Genomic DNA, 19,272 nt, shown 5'->3' on the forward strand with positions numbered 1-19,272 from the left:
TGGCCTAGTGCCCACCTCTTGGCCTAGACTGACCCGCATCTGCTGTCCTCCGCTTTTAAGGCCTCTTGCATGTCCGATCCTCGCTACCAGATCGACGTCAGCGTCGTCACCCGCTTCCTGGCGGACCAATCCCAACCTGAGCAGAACCGCTTCGCCTTTGCCTACACCATCACGGTGAAAAACAATGGGCTGGTACCGGCCAAGTTGCTGTCACGCCACTGGGTGATCACCGACGGTGACGGCCAGGTCGAAGAAGTGCGCGGCGCAGGCGTGGTCGGCCAGCAGCCGCTGATCGACAGCGGCGCCAGCCACACCTACAGCAGCGGCACGGTGATGACCTCCAAGGTCGGCACCATGCAAGGCTCGTATCAAATGAAGGCCACCGACGGCCAACTGTTCGACGCCATCATCGCGCCGTTCCGTCTTGCCGTGCCGGGAGCCCTGCACTGATGACGACGTATGCGGTCGGCGACCTGCAAGGTTGCCTGGAGCCGCTCAAGTGCCTGCTTGAGCGTATAGCCTTCGATCCGGCCAGTGACCGCCTGTGGTTGGTCGGCGACCTGGTCAACCGCGGCCCGCAGTCCCTGGAGACGCTGCGCTACTTATATAGCCTGCGCGATTCCCTGGTGTGCGTACTGGGCAACCACGACCTGCACCTGCTGGCGGCCGGTAACAACATCGAGCGCCTGAAAAAGGGCGATACCTTGCGGGAAATCCTCGAAGCGCCTGATCGCGCCGAATTGCTCGACTGGCTGCGCCGCCAGAAAATCATGCATTACGACGAAGGCCGTAACGTGGCCATGGTCCATGCAGGCATCCCGCCCCAATGGTCGTTGAAAAAAGCCCTCAAGTGCGCCGCCGAAGTCGAGAGCGCCCTGGCCGATGACAACCTGTACACCGCCTACCTCGACGGCATGTACGGCAACGAGCCGGTCAAGTGGGACAACGACCTGACCGGCGTCACGCGCCTGCGGGTCATCACCAACTACTTCACGCGCATGCGCTTCTGCACCGCCGAGGGCAAGCTGGACCTCAAGAGCAAGGAAGGCGCCGACACCGCGCTTCCCGGCTATAAGCCTTGGTTCGCCCACAAAGAACGCAAGACCCGTGACACCAAGATCATTTTCGGTCACTGGGCTGCACTTGAAGGCAAGTGCAATGAGCCTGGCGTATTCGCCCTCGACACCGGTTGCGTGTGGGGCGGCGCCATGACCCTGATGAACATCGACACCGGCGAGCGTTATAGCTGCCAGTGCGAATCCCCCATGCCCGTTACACTGCCGGCTGCCGCCAGGCCCTAGGAGCCATCCATGAGCGAATTCAAACGTATCCCTCCCGAGCAAGCCCAGGCCCTGCGCGAGCAAGGTGCCGTGGTGGTCGATATCCGCGACCAGCCGACCTACAACGCCGCGCACATCACCGGTGCCAAGCACCTGGACAACGTCAACATCGCCGACTTCATCCGTGCCGCCGACCTCGACGCACCGGTGATCGTGGCCTGCTACCACGGTAATTCCAGCCAGAGCGCGGCGGCCTACCTGATCAGCCAAGGCTTCTCCGACGTCTACAGCCTGGACGGCGGCTTTGAGCTGTGGCGTACGACCTATCCTGCAGAAATTTCCTCAGGCGATTCGCAATAATTTTTTTCACACCCCGCTACCCCGCGTGACGCTTGGGCTCGCGCCGTTTCTGACGAACGGCGCAGCCAAACTAATTGCGCATCGCGCCTTGACCTCTCAGATTACGAACTATCCTTAAGCGCAGGCCATCCGAATCAGGGGAGAGCCGGTACACCGGCGTGCGGGTCATCGGTAGCGTTTCAGGGTGTTCTGGGGGGAAAACAGCCATTGGCGTCTGTCAATGTCTGCCAGCATCGACTGATTGATCCGGCGTCGGCTCCACGTATCGAGCGAGGTGACGACGTCATGAGTATTTTTAGCCACTTCAAAAACCGCTTCGAATCCACACAGCAGGAAGAACTCACGCTGCAAGAGTATCTCGAGCTGTGCAAACAGGATCGCAGCACCTATGCGTCTGCCGCCGAACGTCTGCTGCTGGCGATAGGCGAGCCGCAGTTGATAGACACCTCGAACAATTCGCGGCTGTCGCGAATATTCTCCAACAAGGTGATCCGTCGCTACCCGGCCTTTGAAGACTTCCATGGCATGGAAGAATGCATCGACCAGATCGTCTCCTACTTCCGCCATGCTGCCCAAGGCCTGGAAGAGAAGAAACAGATCCTCTACCTGCTCGGCCCCGTCGGTGGTGGTAAATCGTCCCTGGCCGAAAAGCTCAAACAACTGATCGAGAAGGTGCCCTTCTACGCCATCAAGGGTTCCCCGGTGTTCGAGTCGCCCCTGGGCCTGTTCAACGCCACGGAAGATGGCGCGATCCTCGAAGAGGACTTCGGCATCCCACGCCGCTACCTCAACACCATCATGTCGCCCTGGGCCACCAAGCGCCTGGCGGAGTTCGGCGGTGACATCAGCCAGTTCCGCGTGGTCAAGCTCTACCCGTCCATCCTCAACCAGATCGGCGTGGCCAAGACCGAACCGGGCGATGAGAACAACCAGGACATCTCGGCGCTGGTGGGCAAGGTCGATATCCGCAAGCTCGAGGAATACCCGCAGAACGACGCCGACGCCTACAGCTACTCGGGCGCACTGTGCCGGGCCAACCAGGGCCTGATGGAGTTCGTGGAGATGTTCAAGGCCCCCATCAAGGTGCTGCACCCACTGCTTACCGCCACCCAGGAAGGTAACTACAACAGTACTGAAGGCCTCGGTGCGATTCCGTTTACCGGGATCCTGCTGGCCCACTCCAACGAATCGGAGTGGCACACCTTCCGCAACAACAAGAACAACGAAGCCTTCATCGACCGGATCTATATCGTCAAGGTGCCGTACTGCCTGCGGGTCAGCGATGAAATCAAGATCTACGACAAGCTGTTGTTCAACAGCTCCCTGGCCAAGGCGCATTGCGCACCTGACACCCTGAAGATGCTTGCCCAGTTCACAGTGCTGTCGCGCCTCAAGGAGCCGGAAAACTCGAACATCTACTCGAAGATGCGCGTGTACGACGGCGAAAACCTCAAGGACACCGACCCCAAGGCCAAGTCGATCCAGGAATACCGCGACACGGCCGGTGTGGATGAGGGCATGAACGGGCTCTCGACGCGTTTTGCGTTCAAGATCCTGTCCAAGGTCTTCAACTTCGACCCCCACGAAATTGCCGCCAACCCGGTGCACTTGCTTTATGTGCTGGAACAGCAGATCGAACAGGAGCAATTCCAGGCGGAAACCCGCGAACGTTACCTGCGTTTTCTCAAGGAATACCTGGCGCCGCGCTACATCGAGTTCATCGGCAAGGAAATCCAGACTGCGTACCTGGAGTCCTACAGCGAGTACGGCCAGAACATCTTCGACCGCTATGTGCTGTACGCCGACTTCTGGATCCAGGACCAGGAATACCGCGACCCGGAAACCGGCGAGATCCTCAACCGCGTGGCCCTCAACGAGGAACTGGAAAAGATCGAAAAACCCGCCGGCATCAGCAATCCGAAGGATTTCCGCAACGAGATCGTCAACTTCGTACTGCGCGCCCGCGCCAACAACAACGGCAAGAACCCGACCTGGCTCAGCTACGAGAAACTGCGGGTGGTCATCGAGAAGAAAATGTTCTCCAACACCGAGGACCTGCTGCCGGTCATCAGCTTCAACGCCAAGGCCAGCAAAGAGGACCAGCAAAAACACAACGACTTCGTCACACGAATGGTCGAGCGCGGCTACACCGACAAACAGGTACGACTGCTCTCCGAGTGGTACCTGCGGGTGCGCAAATCGCAGTAAGGCAGCGACAGGCGTGCGCTGCCGGGCTTCTGGCCTGGCAGCCGACCGCTTGTCTCTAAGCTTCCAGCTCGCGGCTTGAAGCTTGTAACGTGAAGCTGCCCGGAGGGCTCCCCATGAGCTATGTGATCGACCGACGCCTCAATGGCAAGAACAAGAGCACGGTAAACCGCCAGCGTTTCCTGCGGCGTTACCGTGACCACATCAAAAAGGCCGTCGAAGAGGCCGTCAGCCGCCGCTCCATCACGGACATGGAGCATGGCGAACAAATCAGCATTCCCGGACGGGACATTGATGAACCGGTGCTGCACCACGGCCGGGGCGGCAAGCAGACCGTCGTGCACCCCGGCAACAAGGAGTTCACCACCGGCGAACATATCCAACGCCCCCAAGGCGGTGGCGGCGGCAAAGGCCCTGGCAAGGCCGGCAACTCCGGCGAAGGCATGGACGAGTTCGTGTTCCAGATCACCCAGGAAGAGTTCCTCGAATTCATGTTCGAGGACCTGGAACTGCCTAACCTGGTCAAGCGCAACCTGACCGGCACCGATACTTTCAAGACCGTACGTGCCGGGATCAGCAACGAGGGCAACCCCTCGCGCATCAACATCATCCGTACCCTGCGCTCGGCCCATGCCCGGCGTATCGCCTTGTCGGGCAGCAGCCGCGCCAAACTGAAGCAGGCCAAGGAAGAGTTGGCGCGTTTGAAGCGTGAAGAACCGGACAACTTCGGCGATATCCAGGAAATCGAGGCAGAAATCGAGAAACTCAGCGCGCGTATTCACCGTGTGCCATTTCTCGACACCTTCGACCTGAAGTACAACCTGCTGGTAAAGCAACCCAACCCCAGCTCCAAGGCCGTGATGTTCTGCCTGATGGACGTGTCCGGCTCCATGACCCAGGCCACCAAGGACATTGCCAAGCGCTTCTTCATCCTGCTGTACCTGTTCCTCAAGCGGAACTACGACAAGATCGACGTCGTGTTCATCCGCCATCACACCAGCGCCCGGGAAGTGGACGAAGAGGAGTTCTTTTATTCGCGGGAAACCGGCGGCACCATCGTCTCCAGTGCATTGAAGCTGATGCAGGAGATCATGGCCGAGCGCTACCCAGCCAATGAATGGAACATCTACGCTGCGCAAGCCTCGGACGGCGATAACTGGAACGACGACTCGCCCATCTGCCGCGACATTTTGATCAACCAGATCATGCCGTTCGTGCAGTACTACACTTACGTTGAAATCACCCCCCGTGAGCACCAGGCCCTGTGGTTCGAATACGAGCGCATCGGCGAAGCCTTTGCCGACACGTTCGCCCAGCAGCAACTGGTCTCGGCCGGCGATATCTACCCGGTCTTCCGTGAACTCTTCCAGCGCAGGTTAGTGACATGACCGCCAAAAAAGAGCATAAGCGCCAACCCATCTCCACGGGGTCTGAGTGGACCTTTGAATTGATCCAGGCCTATGACCGGGAAATCAGCCGCATCGCGGCGGGTTATGCCCTGGATACCTACCCCAACCAGATCGAAGTGATCACCGCCGAGCAGATGATGGATGCCTACGCCTCGGTGGGCATGCCGCTGGGCTATCACCATTGGTCCTACGGCAAGCACTTCCTCAGCACCGAAAAGTCCTACACTCGCGGCCAAATGGGCCTGGCCTACGAGATCGTGATCAACTCCGACCCGTGCATCGCCTACCTGATGGAAGAAAACACCATCTGCATGCAGGCGCTGGTGGTGGCCCATGCCTGTTACGGGCATAACAGCTTCTTCAAGGGCAACTACCTGTTCCGCACCTGGACCGACGCCAGTTCGATCATCGATTACCTGGTGTTTGCCAAGCAGTACATCATGCAGTGCGAGGAACGCCACGGCATCGATGCGGTAGAGGACCTGCTCGACTCCTGCCACGCGCTGATGAACTACGGCGTTGATCGCTACAAACGCCCCTACCCGATTTCCGCCGAGGAAGAACGCCTGCGCCAGAAAGAGCGCGAAGAACACCTGCAGAAACAGATCAATGACCTGTGGCGCACCATTCCTAAAAAGACAGGAAAAAACAGCGACAAGGACAATGCTCGCTTCCCCGCCGAACCTCAGGAAAACATCCTGTATTTCCTGGAAAAACACGCGCCGTTGCTGGAGCCCTGGCAACGGGAAATCGTGCGGATCGTGCGCAAGATCGCCCAATACTTTTATCCACAGCGCCAGACCCAGGTGATGAACGAAGGTTGGGCCACGTTCTGGCACTACACCCTGATGAACGACCTGTACGACGAAGGCCTGGTGACCGACGGCTTCATGATGGAATTCCTCACCTCCCATACCAGCGTGGTCTTCCAACCTGGCTTCGACAGCCCTTACTACAACGGCATCAACCCCTATGCGCTGGGCTTTGCCATGTACCGCGATATCCGCCGCATGTGCGAGCACCCCACCGAAGAAGACCGCCGCTGGTTCCCGGAAATCGCCGGCAGCGACTGGCTGTCCACCATCAAGTTCGCCATGAGCAGCTTCAAGGACGAGAGCTTTATCCTGCAGTACCTGTCGCCTCAGGTAATCCGCGACCTCAAGCTGTTCAGTATCCTCGACGACGACCTCAAGGATGACCTGGTGGTGCCGGCCATCCACGACGAGCCTGGCTATCGCACCATCCGTGAAACCCTGGCAGCGCAGTACAACCTGGGCAACCGCGAGCCCAACGTGCAGATCTACAGTATCGACGTGCGCGGCGACCGCTCGCTGACCCTGCGGCACCAGCAGCACGACCGCAAGCCTTTGGGGGAATCCACCGAGGAAGTACTCAAGCACCTGCATCGGCTATGGGGCTTTGATATCCACCTGGAAACCCTGCAAGGCGATCAGGTGATGAAGACCCACCATGTGCCACCGCGCAGCGATCACAACGACAACGACTACGGCCGATTGGACCTGGCTGTCGTTCATCTCTGAAACAGCAAAGCCTCCATTGGTCAGGCGCAGGCGGTATCCTGTGCCGCTAATGGAGGCTTTTTCATGAAAATCTATAAAGTCGGCGGTGCGGTACGGGATCGCCTCTTGGGCATCCCCGTCACCGATATTGACCGCGTCGTGGTGGGCGCGACTGCCGAAGAGATGCTGGCCAAGGGTTTCAAACCTGTCGGCGCTGACTTCCCGGTGTTCCTGGACCCGAAAAACGGCGATGAATACGCCCTCGCCCGCACCGAACGCAAGAGTGGCCGGGGTTACGGCGGCTTTGTGTTTCACGCCAGCCCAGAAGTGACGCTGGAGGAAGACCTGATCCGTCGCGACCTGACCATCAACGCCATGGCCGAAGATGATGACGGTAACTTGACCGACCCCTATCACGGCCAGCGCGACCTTGAAGCCCGTACTTTGCGCCACGTTTCCCCGGCGTTCGCCGAAGATCCCCTACGCGTACTGCGCGTGGCGCGATTTGCTGCACGGTATGCGCCCCTGGGTTTTACCGTCGCGCCACAAACGCTGGAGCTGATGCGTCAACTCAGCGAGTCCGGCGAATTGGAAGCCCTGACGCCGGAGCGCAGCTGGAAAGAAATCTCCCGGGCGCTGATGGAAGATCAACCGCAGGTATTTATCCAGGTGCTGCGTGACTGCCAGGCGCTGAAAACCTTGATGCCTGAGGTCGATGCACTGTTCGGCGTGCCACAACCTGAAGCCCATCACCCGGAAATCGACACCGGCGTGCACACCCTCAGCGTGCTAGAACAAGCCGCTTTGCATCAACAGCCACTGACTGTGCGCTGGGCCTGCCTGCTCCACGACCTGGGCAAGGGTACGACGCCTGTGGATAAGTTGCCGCAGCACATCGCCCACGAACACCGGGGCTTGACGCTGATCAAGACGGTCAACGAACGCTTCAAGGTGCCGAGGGATTGCCAGGAATTGGCACTGCTGGTGGGCCAATATCACACCCATGGCCATCGGGCGCTCGATCTGAAGGCCTCGACCTTGCTGGAGTTGCTGCAAAGTTTCGACGTGTACCGTCGGCCGCAGCGCTTTGAAGAGTTCGTGGTCGCCTGCGAGATGGACGCCCGCGGTCGCAAGGGCCTGGAGCACAGAAGTTATCCACAGGCGGATTATCTACGCGGGGCGGCAAAAGCAGCCCGCGACGTCGCGGTGGCCCCCTTGCTGGAGAAAGGTTTCAAAGGCCCGGAGCTGGGGGAGGCGCTCAAGCGCGAAAGGCTCAAGGCACTCAAAATCTACAAGGAACAACACGCCTTCATGTAGGAGCGTTTGGTGTCAGTGGCTGGCCCTGCCATTCGAAAGCAACAGGCGCCAGCACCTGGTCGATCTGCGCATCGCGCCACAATTCGGCCAGCGTCTTGCCCACCTCGGGATGCACGCGCTCCGGCGCCATCAACGACAGCGGCCACAACACAAAAGCGTTTTTCAGGATCTCGGCCCTTGGCAGGATCAAACCGTCAAAGTTGCCTACCAGGTCGCCAAACAACAACACGTCGATATCCAACGGCAGCCCTTTGCGGTCCGGCGCATAGCGACCGTTGTCGGCCTCGATGAATTTCAACCGGCGATCCAGTTCCATCAGCGGCAGATCGGTATACGCCGACACCACCAGATTGAAGAACGGCCCACTCTTGATGCCCACGGGCTGGCTTTCGAACACCGCGGAGCAGCGCATATCGATCAAGAAACTCGCCAGCGCATCCAAGCCGGCGCACAGGTGAGACTCACGCTCGATATTGCTGCCGAGGCCAAGGTAAACCTGAGTTAGCGACATCCGCGCTCGATCTCCACGCCCACGCCCTTGGCAGCCGGCACAGCGCCAGGCTTGGTCAGCTTGAGGTGCAGCCAGGGAATATGGAATTCACTCATCAGCACTTCGGCCAGGCGCTCGGCGAAGGTTTCCACCAACTGGTACTGGGATTGCTCGGCAAAGGCCTGGATGCGCGTGGATACACTGGCGTAATCCAGCGCCAGGGTGAGGTCGTCCCCGGCCGCAGCCGGGCGGTTATCCCAGGCAAAGCTCAGGTCCAGGCGCAGGCATTGGCGGATTCCGCGCTCCCAGTCGTAGGCCCCGATGACGGTGTCGACTTCCAGGCCTTCGATAAACACTCTGTCCAAGCACTCTTCTCCGCAGCACGACAAGGGCGCGATGCCCCGTTAGAATCAGGGCGTCCTCGCCCGGAATAGTTAGCATGTTTTGGTCACTGGCGATTTTCGCCTACCTGCTCGGCTCGCTGTCCTTCGCCATTTTGCTCAGCCGCCTGACGGGAAACCCCGATCCGCGAATGAGTGGCTCAGGCAATGCCGGCGCCACCAATATGTTGCGCCTGGCCGGCAAGAAGCTCGCCGTGCTGACGCTGCTGGGCGACCTGTGCAAGGGCTTGTTGCCCGTGCTGATCGCCAGCCTCGCCGGCCTGCCCCTGCAACAGCAGGCCTGGGTCGGCGTGTGTGCCGTCCTCGGCCATCTGTTTCCCCTGTACTTCCGCTTTCGCGGCGGCAAAGGCGTCGCTACCGCAGCCGGCATGTTGCTGGGGATTTACCCACCGGCAGCGTTGCTGGCTGTACTCGCCTGGCTGCTGACGTTCTACCTGACCCGCACCAGCTCACTCGCCGCGCTGATCGCCACCCCGCTCACCCTGCCGCTACTGGCCTGGCAAGAACCGGCGGCGCTGCTGCCGATGAGCGTACTGACACTGCTGATCGTCTGGCGCCACCGGGGCAATTTACGCGACCTGTTTGCCGGGCGCGAACGGCATTTTTAAATACCTTCAACCCACGTTGCGGCTTTACAGCGGCAACAACTGCTCCATCGGCCAACGTGCCTGCACGCTGATCGCCAGGCTTTCATGCTGCCCGGCCTGCAGGCGCTGGCAACCGGCGTAGGCGATCATCGCGCCGTTGTCGGTGCAGAACTCCGGACGTGCGTAGAACACATCGCCCGTCATATCACTGAGCATTTTTTCCAGCGAAGTGCGCAAAGCCTTGTTGGCACTGACGCCGCCGGCTATCACCAGGCGCTTCATGCCCGCCTGTTTCAGGGCGCGCTTGCACTTGATGGTCAAAGTCTCCACCACGGCCTGCTGGAACGCCAGCGCGATGTCGCAACGGGCTTGCTCACTGTCGTCCCCGGCGCTGACGCTCTGCTGCCAGGTGTTCAGCGCGGAGGTTTTCAAGCCGCTGAAGCTGAACATCAGGCCTGGGCGATCACACATCGGGCGCGGGAAGGTGTAGCGGCCGGCCACGCCGTTTTCGGCAAGACGGGCGATTTCTGGGCCGCCGGGATAATTGAGGCCCATCATCTTCGCGGTCTTGTCGAAGGCTTCACCGGCAGCATCGTCCAAAGATTCACCCAAAAGGGTGTATTGGCCGATTCCGTCCACCTGAACCAGTTGCGTATGGCCGCCCGAAACCAACAAAGCGACGAACGGGAACTGTGGCGGGGTTTTCTCCAGCATGGGAGCCAATAAATGGCCTTCCATATGGTGTACGCCGAGCGCTGGAATGCCCCAGGCAAAGGCCAGCGCCTGGGCGCAAGAGGCCCCAACCAGCAGGGCTCCGACCAATCCGGGGCCAGCAGTGTAGGCGATGGCATCGATCTCGGTCGGCACGCAGCCGGCCTCGTCCAGCACCTGGCGGATAAGGGGCAGCATGCGCTTGACGTGATCACGGCTGGCCAGCTCCGGCACGACGCCGCCATAGGCGCGGTGCAGGTCGATCTGGCTGAACAGCGCATCGGCCAGGAGCCCGCGTTCACTGTCGTAAAGTGCGACACCGGTTTCGTCGCAGGAGGTTTCAAGTCCCAGTACTAGCATGGGTTTGCGCCTTGTAGAGGCTGAATTCGAAGGCGCGCATAATAGTCGCCACTCCCCCTCCCGACTAGCGGTTTTCGATCAGAGGCTTTGCATTCCGGGCAATGAGGGGTTAACATCCGCAACCCTTAAAAACCGACGACCTCAGCCGCGAATTTTTTGCGACGAGAACGTTGATCCCGGTAATGAAAGAAGGTAGCTCTGGATGCCAGCCGTCAAAGTTAAAGAGAACGAACCCTTCGACGTAGCTCTGCGTCGTTTCAAGCGCTCCTGCGAAAAAGCCGGTGTACTGGCTGAAGTTCGTAGCCGCGAATTTTACGAGAAGCCAACTTCTGAGCGTAAGCGTAAAGCAGCAGCCGCTGTTAAGCGTCACGCCAAGAAAGTTCAGCGCGAACAGCGCCGCGCCGTTCGTCTGTACTAATACACAGACGTTCGTAGCAAGCTTCTGCCAAGCCCGGCCCTCAGCCGGGCTAATGGCATTTGCGGATATCGCTTGATGCTTCACCGTTGACGCCGCACATGCGACCGAGACAACTGCTTCACACGTCAGGACTGGCTCTTTTGCCAGCGGTGCACGTCTCTTCTGACGAGCCTATCAAGGCTACTGACGAGCACACTCATTCTGTAAACAGCCGACCAACCGTGTCGACTGCGCCCAACGAGGCGTTTCCGAGGCCCGTCACCGGCCAAGACCGGGCGCCGGGGCAACATTTCCACACCGAAGACTGATCAGAAACTAACGTCAGTGAATATTCGGCAGATACACTTCCGTACACCCCATGCAGTCGCTGGATGCTCGAGCACTCGATACGTGCGCTTGAACACCTCACGGGCCCTCATTTACACGCAGTGATGACGAGAACGCCATGGCCGGGCTGATTCCCCAGAGCTTTATTGACGACCTTCTGAACCGCACCGACATCGTCGATGTGGTCAGCTCGCGCGTGCAAATGAAGAAGGCCGGCAAGAACTACACCGCTTGCTGCCCGTTCCATAAGGAAAAGACTCCGTCGTTCAGCGTCAGCCCAGACAAGCAGTTCTACTACTGCTTTGGCTGCGGCGCGGGCGGCAATGCCCTCGGCTTCATCATGGACCACGACAACCTGGACTTCCCCCAGGCCGTCGAGGAACTGGCAAAAGCCGCCGGCATGGAAATCCCTCGCGAAGAAAGCGGACGCCCGCACAAACCGCGGCAACCCACCGATTCGCCGCTGTACCCGCTGCTGACCGCCGCTGCCGACTTCTACCGTCAGGCGCTTAAAAGCCATCCGCAGCGCAAGGCCGCCGTCGACTACCTCAAGGGACGCGGCCTCACCGGCGAAATCGCCCGCGACTTCGGCCTGGGGTTCGCACCGCCCGGCTGGGACAACCTGTACAAGCACCTGAGCAGTGACACCCTCCAGCAAAAGGCCATGATCGACGCCGGCCTGCTGGTGGAGAACGCCGAGACCGGCAAACGCTATGACCGCTTCCGCGACCGCGTGATGTTCCCGATCCGCGACAGCCGGGGCCGCATCATCGCCTTTGGTGGCCGGGTGCTGGGGGACGACAAACCCAAGTACCTGAACTCGCCGGAAACCGCGGTGTTCCACAAGGGCCAGGAACTCTATGGCCTGTTCGAAGCGCGCAAAAACAACCGCAACCTCGATGAAATCATCGTGGTCGAAGGCTATATGGACGTGATCGCGCTTGCTCAACAAGGCCTGCGCAATGCCGTCGCCACTTTGGGCACCGCCACCAGCGAAGAACACATGAAACGCCTGTTTCGTGTGGTGCCCAGCGTGTTGTTCTGCTTCGACGGCGACCAGGCCGGTCGCAACGCCGCCTGGCGCGCGCTCGAAGCTACGCTGTCGAGCCTGCAGGACGGACGCCGTGCGCGCTTCCTGTTCCTGCCCGAAGGTGAAGACCCGGACACCCTGGTGCGCTCCGAAGGCACCGACGCATTCCGCGCGCGCATCAATCAACACGCGCAGCCGCTGGCCGACTATTTCTTCCAGCAACTGACCGAAGAAGCAGATCCGCGCTCCCTCGAAGGCAAGGCCCATATGGCCACCCTCGCCGCACCGCTGATCGATAAAGTGCCAGGCGCCAACCTGAAGTCACTGATGCGCATGCGCCTGCTGGAAATCACCGGCCTCAGTGGCGAAGCCGTCAGCCAGCTGGTGCATAACGCACCGCATGACGCAGCGCCACCCGCCTACGACCCAGGCATGGATTACGACGCCATGCCGGACTACTCCGACTTCCACCAACCCCAGGATGCCTACGCACCCCAACAGGAGTGGACGCCGAAGAAACCCGGTGCCGGCGGCAAAAAATGGGACAAGAAACCCTGGAGCAAGAACGGCAAGCGCGGTGAAGGCGATGAGGCCTACGCCCCGCGCACCCCGGTTGCCGTGGAAGCGCCGACGCTGATTGCCCTGCGCACGCTCATCCACCACCCGCAGCTGGCGGAGAAGGTCGAGAGCGCTGATCACTTTGCCAACGAAAGCAACACCTATGCCCAGGTTCTGATCGCCCTGATCGAGGCGGTACAGAAAAATCCTAAGCTAAACTCGATTCAATTGATGGCTCGTTGGCACGGCACCGAACAAGGCCGCCTGCTCAAAGCTCTCGCGGAAAAGGAGTGGCTAATTGACGGCGATAACCTTGAACAACAGTTTTTAGACACCATTACTAGGTTATCCGCGGGTCAGCACACGCAGACCCTCGATGAACTCATCAAGAGAGCAAGGCAGCCGGGATTGTCGGCTGAAGAGCAAATTCAGATAGCAAAACAGATGCGCGACCTCTTAAAACAGAATGTTTCCGCATCAAACCCGACCTCAGCTGGCGTGTGAGGTCATAGCTCGGGTATAATCCTCGGCTTGTTTTTTGCCCGCCAAGACCTTCAGTGGATAGGGTGTTATGTCCGGAAAAGCGCAACAGCAGTCACGTATCAAAGAGTTGATCGTTCTCGGTCGTGAGCAGGGTTACCTGACTTACGCGGAGGTCAACGACCACCTGCCTGAGGATATTTCAGATCCAGAGCAGGTGGAAGACATCATCCGCATGATTAACGACATGGGGATCAACGTATTCGAAGCTGCGCCAGATAAGGATTCCCTTATGCTGGCGGACGCCGATACCGACGAGGCTGCCGCAGAAGAAGCGGCTGCCGCGCTGGCTGCTGTGGAGACCGATATCGGTCGTACCACCGACCCTGTGCGCATGTATATGCGTGAAATGGGTACCGTCGAGCTGCTGACACGCGAAGGCGAAATCGAAATCGCCAAGCGTATCGAAGAGGGTATCCGTGAAGTGATGGGCGCAATCGCGCACTTCCCAGGCACGGTTGACCATATTCTCTCCGAGTACACCCGCGTCACCACCGAAGGTGGTCGCCTGTCCGACGTTCTGAGCGGTTATATCGACCCGGACGACGGCATTGCGCCGCCTGCCGCCGAGGTACCGCCGCCTGTCGATGCCAAGGCTGCGAAAGCGGACGACGACTCCGAAGACGACGACGCTGAAGCCAGCGACGACGAAGATGAAGTCGAAAGCGGTCCGGATCCGGTCATCGCTGCCCAGCGTTTCGGTGCGGTTTCCGATCAAATGGAAATCACCCGCAAGGCTCTGAAAAAGCACGGTCGCGCCAATAAGCAGGCGATTGCCGAGCTGGTGGCCCTGGCTGAGCTGTTCATGCCGATCAAGCTGGTGCCGAAGCAATTCGAAGGCCTGGTTGAGCGTGTTCGCAGTGCCCTGGAGCGTCTGCGTGCCCAAGAGCGCGCAATCATGCAGCTGTGCGTGCGTGATGCCCGCATGCCGCGTGCCGACTTCCTGCGCCAGTTCCCGGGCAACGAAGTAGACGAAAGCTGGACCGACGCACTGGCCAAAGGCAAGGCGAAATACGCTGAAGCCATTGGTCGCCTGCAGCCGGACATCATCCGTTGCCAGCAGAAGCTGACTGCGCTTGAGACCGAAACCGGTCTGACGATCGCCGAGATCAAGGACATCAACCGTCGCATGTCGATCGGTGAGGCCAAGGCCCGCCGCGCGAAGAAAGAGATGGTTGAAGCCAACCTGCGTCTGGTGATCTCCATCGCCAAGAAGTACACCAACCGTGGCCTGCAATTCCTCGACCTGATCCAGGAAGGCAACATCGGTTTGATGAAGGCTGTGGACAAGTTCGAATACCGTCGCGGCTACAAGTTCTCGACTTATGCCACCTGGTGGATCCGTCAGGCGATCACTCGCTCGATCGCCGACCAGGCCCGCACCATCCGTATTCCGGTGCACATGATCGAGACAATCAACAAGCTCAACCGTATTTCCCGGCAGATGTTGCAGGAAATGGGTCGCGAACCGACCCCGGAAGAGCTGGGCGAACGCATGGAAATGCCTGAGGATAAAATCCGTAAGGTATTGAAGATCGCTAAAGAGCCGATCTCCATGGAAACCCCGATCGGTGATGACGAAGACTCCCATCTGGGTGACTTCATCGAAGACTCGACCATGCAGTCGCCAATCGATGTCGCCACTGTTGAGAGCTTGAAAGAAGCGACTCGCGACGTACTGTCCGGCCTCACTGCCCGTGAAGCCAAGGTACTGCGCATGCGTTTCGGCATCGACATGAATACCGACCACACCCTTGAGGAAGTCGGTAAACAGTTTGACGTAACCCGCGAGCGGATCCGTCAGATCGAAGCCAAGGCGCTGCGCAAGTTGCGCCACCCGACGCGAAGCGAGCATCTGCGCTCCTTCCTCGACGAGTGACACCAGACCCCCCGGCCCAGGCCGGGGGTTTTGTTTTGTATAGATAAAATCCCTCGCAACGCCCCTCCCCCGCAATGCCCGTCTACACTCGAATCATTCCCCGTGCCATAACGAGACCGTTATGCCCAGATTGCCGACTGTGTTACTGCTGTCGCTGCTGACCTGGACCGCAACGGCTGGCGCGTTGACTCTCACTGATGATGAGCGTGGCTGGTTGGCGGACCATCAGGAGCTGCGCCTGGGGGTGGACGCGTCATGGCCACCCTTTGAGTACCGTGACGAAGAAGGTCGCTACCAAGGTTTGGCGGCGGATTACGTGCGCCTGATCCAGGATCGCCTGGGTATACGGGTCAAGCTGATCGAACCGGTGAACTGGAGCGCGGTGCTGGAGCTGGCCCGCAACAACCAGCTTGACCTGCTGCCCGGCATCATGTCCACACCGGAGCGCCAAGGCTACATGGCGTTCACTCGCCCGTACCTGGACTTCCCCATCGTCGTCCTGGCCCACGAAGGCGGGGCCAAACCGCGCAACCTGAAGGATCTCTATGGGCTGAAGATTGCCGTGGTGGAAAACTACGCGCCCCATGAACTGCTGCGCATGCACCATCCCGACCTCAACCTGGTGGCCATGCCGAATGTGAGTTCGACGCTGCAAGCCTTGGCCACGGACGAAGTGGATGCGGTCGTCGGCGACCTCGCCTCAAGCGTCTGGAGCCTGCGCCAACTCAAGCTCGATGGTTTGTACGTCAGCGGCGAAACGCCCTACCGCTATCAGTTGGCGATGGGCGTACCACGCGACAACAAAATGCTGGTGGGCATCCTCGACAAGGTACTGGCCGACCTTAGCCCGCAGGAAACCGACGCGATCCAGCAACATTGGGTCGGCAGCTTTACCGACCATCGCACCTTCTGGACCGACTTGCTGACTTACGGCCTGCCCGCCGTGTTGCTGCTGAGCACCGTACTGGCCGTGGTAATCCGGATCAATCGCCGGCTCAGCTCGGAAATTTCCCGCCGCGTAGCCCTCGAACAGGAACTGCGCAGCAGCGAGTACCACTATCGCGGCCTGGTGGAGAGCTTGTCCGCGATCGCCTGGGAAGCCAGCGTCACCGATTTCACCTACAGCTACGTATCACCCCACGCTGAGGAACTGCTGGGTTACCCACGGGCCCACTGGCTGATTCCGGGCTTCTGGCGCAACATCATTCACCCCGCCGACCTGATTCGCACCGAATCCTACTGCCAACGCGAAACCCGCGCCAACCGTGACCACAGCGTTGATTACCGGGTCATCACCGCCGACAACCGTTGCTTGTGGGTGCGTGACATCGTCAGTCTGATCGAGCACGGCCATGAGCCCGTGCTGCGCGGCTTGATGATCGACATCAGCGAGGCAAAGCGCACCGAAGAGGCCCTGCAACTGTCTGAGCAGAAGTTCGCCTCGGTGTTCCAGCAATGCCCGGACATCCTGGTGATTGCACGGCTGTCCGACGGCTGCCTGCTGGAGGTGAACAAAGCGTTCGAGGACCAGGTCGGGCTGACAGCCGAACAGGTCGTGGGTAAAACCGCTACCGAGCTGAACATCTGGGGTATCCAGGGCGTAGGCCCCGACCTGCTGCAGCAACTGCAGACCACCAGCATCCGCAACCTGGAAATGCCCTTCCTGCGCAGCAATGGCCAAGCCTTCACCGGGCTGATTTCCGCCGAACCGTTTCAACTCGACACCACAGAGGCCATCGTGGTGGTGGTGCGCGACATCACCCAACTCAAGGAAACCCAGCAACAGCTGCAAACCTCCGAGGAGAAATTCGCCAAGGCCTTCCACGCCTCCCCCGACGGCTTGCTGTTGAGCCGCCAGCGCGATGGCCTGCTGATAGAAGTGAACGATGGTTTCAGCCGGATCACAGGTTTCAACAGCGCCGCCTCCGTCGATCAGTCCACCTTGGACCTGGGCATCTGGGTCGACCTCAACGAACGCAAACACATGCTCGAACTGATGCAGCGCGATGGCTTTGTGCGCGACTTCATCTGCCACATACGCCGCAGCGATGGTCAGATTCGCCTGTGCGAGCTATCCAGCCGCCCACTGCCGATTGGCGATGACGACTGCATGCTGACCATCGCCCGGGACATCACCGAACGCCAACTGATGCAGGAAAAACTGCAACAAGCTGCCACCGTGTTCGAGAGCACAGCCGAAGGTGTGTTGATCACCGACACCCGGCAGAACATCAGCGCCGTCAACCGTGCCTTCAGTGAAATCACCGGCTACAGCGAGGCCGAAGCCCTCGGCAATACCCCGCGCCTACTCGCTTCCGGGCTGCATGACAGCGCGTTTTATGCGGCGATGTGGCATCAATTGACCGCCCAGGGGCATTGGCAAGGCGAGATTTCCAACCGTCGCAAGAATGGCGAGTTGTACCCCAGTTGGCTGACCATCAGTGCCGTGCGCAACCGCGACCAGTTGATCACGCACTTCGTCGCGGTGTTCGCCGACATCTCCAGCCTCAAACTGGCCCAGGCCCGTCTCGACTACCAGGCGCATCACGATCCATTGACCGGCCTGCCCAACCGCACGCTGTTCGAAAGTCGACTGCAGGCCGCCCTCAATGGTCACCAGGAAACCGGCAAACAGGGCGCCGTGCTGTTTCTTGACCTGGACCGCTTCAAACACATCAACGACAGCCTCGGCCACCCGATCGGCGACCTGCTGCTCAAAGACATCGCCGTCCGCCTCAAGGAACAACTGCGCGACATCGACACCGTGGCACGCCTGGGCGGCGACGAATTCATCATCCTGCTCCCCGGCCTGCAACACGCCAACGACGCCCAGAACCTGGCCAATAAACTGCTGGCCTGCTTTACACCGCCGTTCCAGGCCGGTGAGCACGAGTTCTTTATCAGCGCCAGCATCGGCACCAGCCTCTACCCACAGGACGGCACCGACGTCGCCACCCTGGTCAAGAACGCCGATGCGGCGATGTACCGCTCCAAGGCCAAGGGGCGCAACCGGGTCGAACGCTATACCTGCGATCTCACCGCCCAGGCCAACGAGCGCGTGGCGCTGGAACATGAATTGCGCCGCGCCATCGAGCGCAACGAACTGACCCTGTACTACCAGCCGAAACGGAGCCTGATCACCCAGGAACTGATCGGTGCCGAAGCATTGATCCGCTGGCATCACCCCACGTTTGGCGACGTACCGCCCGAACACTTCATCGCCCTCGCCGAAGAAAACGGCATGATCCTGCAGATCGGTGATTGGGTGCTGGAACAGGCCTGCCGACAACTGCACACCTGGCAAGGCACGTTCGAGGAGTTCGGCCCACTGTCGGTGAACCTGGCCGGCGCCCAACTGCGCCACCCCGGCTTGCTGGCGCGCATCGAACAGCTGCTGCGCGACCACCGACTCGACCCGGGCTGCCTGCAACTGGAGATTACCGAGAACTTCATCATGAGCCAGGCCGAAGAAGCGCTGGAAGTGCTGCACCAACTCAAAGACTTGGGCGTACAACTGGCAATCGATGACTTCGGTACCGGCTACTCCTCTCTCAGCTACCTCAAGCGCCTGCCCCTGGATTACCTGAAGATCGACCAATCCTTCGTCCGCGGCCTGCCCGACGACCCCCACGACGCCGCCATCGTGCGCGCCATCATCGCCCTGGGCCACAGCATGCAATTCACCATCATCGCCGAAGGCGTGGAGAACCCCGCGCAGCAGGCCTTCCTCGCTGCCGAAGGCTGCGAACAGATGCAAGGCTACATCGTCAGCCTGCCGCTGCCGCCGGAGCTTTTTGCTGCTACGTTTCTTCGTATGAGCATTGAAGATTTTTCGGATGGCACAGCGGGAAAACCATCGTTATAATCCGCGACCTGTTAC

General features: G+C 59.9%; 15 protein-coding genes. 12 read left to right on the plus strand and 3 right to left on the minus strand.

What is annotated here, in order from left to right:
- The first annotated feature begins 69 nt into the window (after window positions 1-69).
- From apaG to ACZ445_RS27415, 7 genes are all read left to right on the plus strand, one after another.
- Complete coding sequence (apaG, locus tag ACZ445_RS27385) at window positions 70-450, plus strand: Co2+/Mg2+ efflux protein ApaG (protein WP_010206973.1); 381 nt, start codon at window positions 70-72, stop codon at window positions 448-450.
- Window positions 450-1,301, plus strand: coding sequence for a symmetrical bis(5'-nucleosyl)-tetraphosphatase (locus tag ACZ445_RS27390; protein ID WP_464704524.1), 852 nt, complete (start codon window positions 450-452; stop codon window positions 1,299-1,301). Before apaG ends, ACZ445_RS27390 begins: the two co-directional genes overlap by 1 nt.
- 9 nt (window positions 1,302-1,310) lie before the next feature.
- The gene (gene glpE / locus ACZ445_RS27395) at window positions 1,311-1,640 is read left to right on the plus strand and encodes a thiosulfate sulfurtransferase GlpE (RefSeq protein ID WP_248484954.1); all 330 of its coding nucleotides are present in this window, start codon (window positions 1,311-1,313) and stop codon (window positions 1,638-1,640) included.
- Between the two features lie 285 nt (window positions 1,641-1,925).
- A complete protein-coding gene (locus ACZ445_RS27400) occupies window positions 1,926-3,848 on the plus strand; it encodes a PrkA family serine protein kinase (RefSeq protein ID WP_058424763.1) in 1,923 nt (640 codons plus the stop codon).
- A gap of 113 nt (window positions 3,849-3,961) precedes the next feature.
- Window positions 3,962-5,233: a YeaH/YhbH family protein gene (locus ACZ445_RS27405; RefSeq protein ID WP_003194735.1), complete on the plus strand. Its 1,272-nt coding sequence runs from the start codon at window positions 3,962-3,964 to the stop codon at window positions 5,231-5,233.
- Window positions 5,230-6,795, plus strand: a complete 1,566-nt coding sequence (locus ACZ445_RS27410; RefSeq protein WP_058424761.1) for a SpoVR family protein — start codon at window positions 5,230-5,232, stop codon at window positions 6,793-6,795. Before ACZ445_RS27405 ends, ACZ445_RS27410 begins: the two co-directional genes overlap by 4 nt.
- A gap of 63 nt (window positions 6,796-6,858) precedes the next feature.
- Window positions 6,859-8,091, plus strand: coding sequence for a multifunctional CCA addition/repair protein (locus ACZ445_RS27415; RefSeq protein WP_464707780.1), 1,233 nt, complete (start codon window positions 6,859-6,861; stop codon window positions 8,089-8,091).
- On the opposite strand, the gene folK is transcribed toward ACZ445_RS27415, so the two are convergent.
- Together folK and folB are read right to left on the minus strand one after the other, a co-directional pair.
- Window positions 8,084-8,602 (minus strand): 2-amino-4-hydroxy-6-hydroxymethyldihydropteridine diphosphokinase, encoded by a 519-nt coding sequence (gene folK / locus ACZ445_RS27420; RefSeq protein WP_310862822.1) that lies wholly within the window; start codon window positions 8,600-8,602, stop codon window positions 8,084-8,086. The two genes, ACZ445_RS27415 and folK, sit on opposite strands and share 8 nt — an antisense overlap.
- The gene (gene folB / locus ACZ445_RS27425; protein ID WP_310862823.1) at window positions 8,593-8,946 is read right to left on the minus strand and encodes a dihydroneopterin aldolase; all 354 of its coding nucleotides are present in this window, start codon (window positions 8,944-8,946) and stop codon (window positions 8,593-8,595) included. Before folB ends, folK begins: the two co-directional genes overlap by 10 nt.
- Window positions 8,947-9,020: 74 nt before the next feature.
- On the opposite strand from folB, the gene plsY reads away from it, so the two are divergent.
- Complete coding sequence (gene plsY, locus ACZ445_RS27430) at window positions 9,021-9,590, plus strand: glycerol-3-phosphate 1-O-acyltransferase PlsY (protein ID WP_058424757.1); 570 nt, start codon at window positions 9,021-9,023, stop codon at window positions 9,588-9,590.
- A gap of 24 nt (window positions 9,591-9,614) precedes the next feature.
- Here the strand turns inward: plsY and tsaD are convergent, their stop codons facing one another.
- Window positions 9,615-10,640, minus strand: a complete 1,026-nt coding sequence (tsaD, locus tag ACZ445_RS27435; protein ID WP_464707781.1) for a tRNA (adenosine(37)-N6)-threonylcarbamoyltransferase complex transferase subunit TsaD — start codon at window positions 10,638-10,640, stop codon at window positions 9,615-9,617.
- A 202-nt stretch (window positions 10,641-10,842) separates the two neighbouring features.
- Here tsaD and rpsU point away from each other — a divergent pair, with 202 nt between their 5' ends.
- From rpsU to ACZ445_RS27455, 4 genes are all read left to right on the plus strand, one after another.
- Window positions 10,843-11,058, plus strand: coding sequence for a 30S ribosomal protein S21 (gene rpsU, locus ACZ445_RS27440; RefSeq protein WP_002551877.1), 216 nt, complete (start codon window positions 10,843-10,845; stop codon window positions 11,056-11,058).
- 445 nt (window positions 11,059-11,503) lie between these two features.
- Window positions 11,504-13,477: a DNA primase gene (gene dnaG, locus ACZ445_RS27445; protein WP_464707782.1), complete on the plus strand. Its 1,974-nt coding sequence runs from the start codon at window positions 11,504-11,506 to the stop codon at window positions 13,475-13,477.
- Between the two features lie 67 nt (window positions 13,478-13,544).
- Window positions 13,545-15,392, plus strand: a complete 1,848-nt coding sequence (gene rpoD / locus ACZ445_RS27450; protein WP_058424753.1) for an RNA polymerase sigma factor RpoD — start codon at window positions 13,545-13,547, stop codon at window positions 15,390-15,392.
- Between the two features lie 121 nt (window positions 15,393-15,513).
- Window positions 15,514-19,257: an EAL domain-containing protein gene (locus ACZ445_RS27455; RefSeq protein ID WP_464707783.1), complete on the plus strand. Its 3,744-nt coding sequence runs from the start codon at window positions 15,514-15,516 to the stop codon at window positions 19,255-19,257.
- Window positions 19,258-19,272 lie beyond the last annotated feature (15 nt).

This window comes from Pseudomonas allii, from assembly GCF_055380095.1.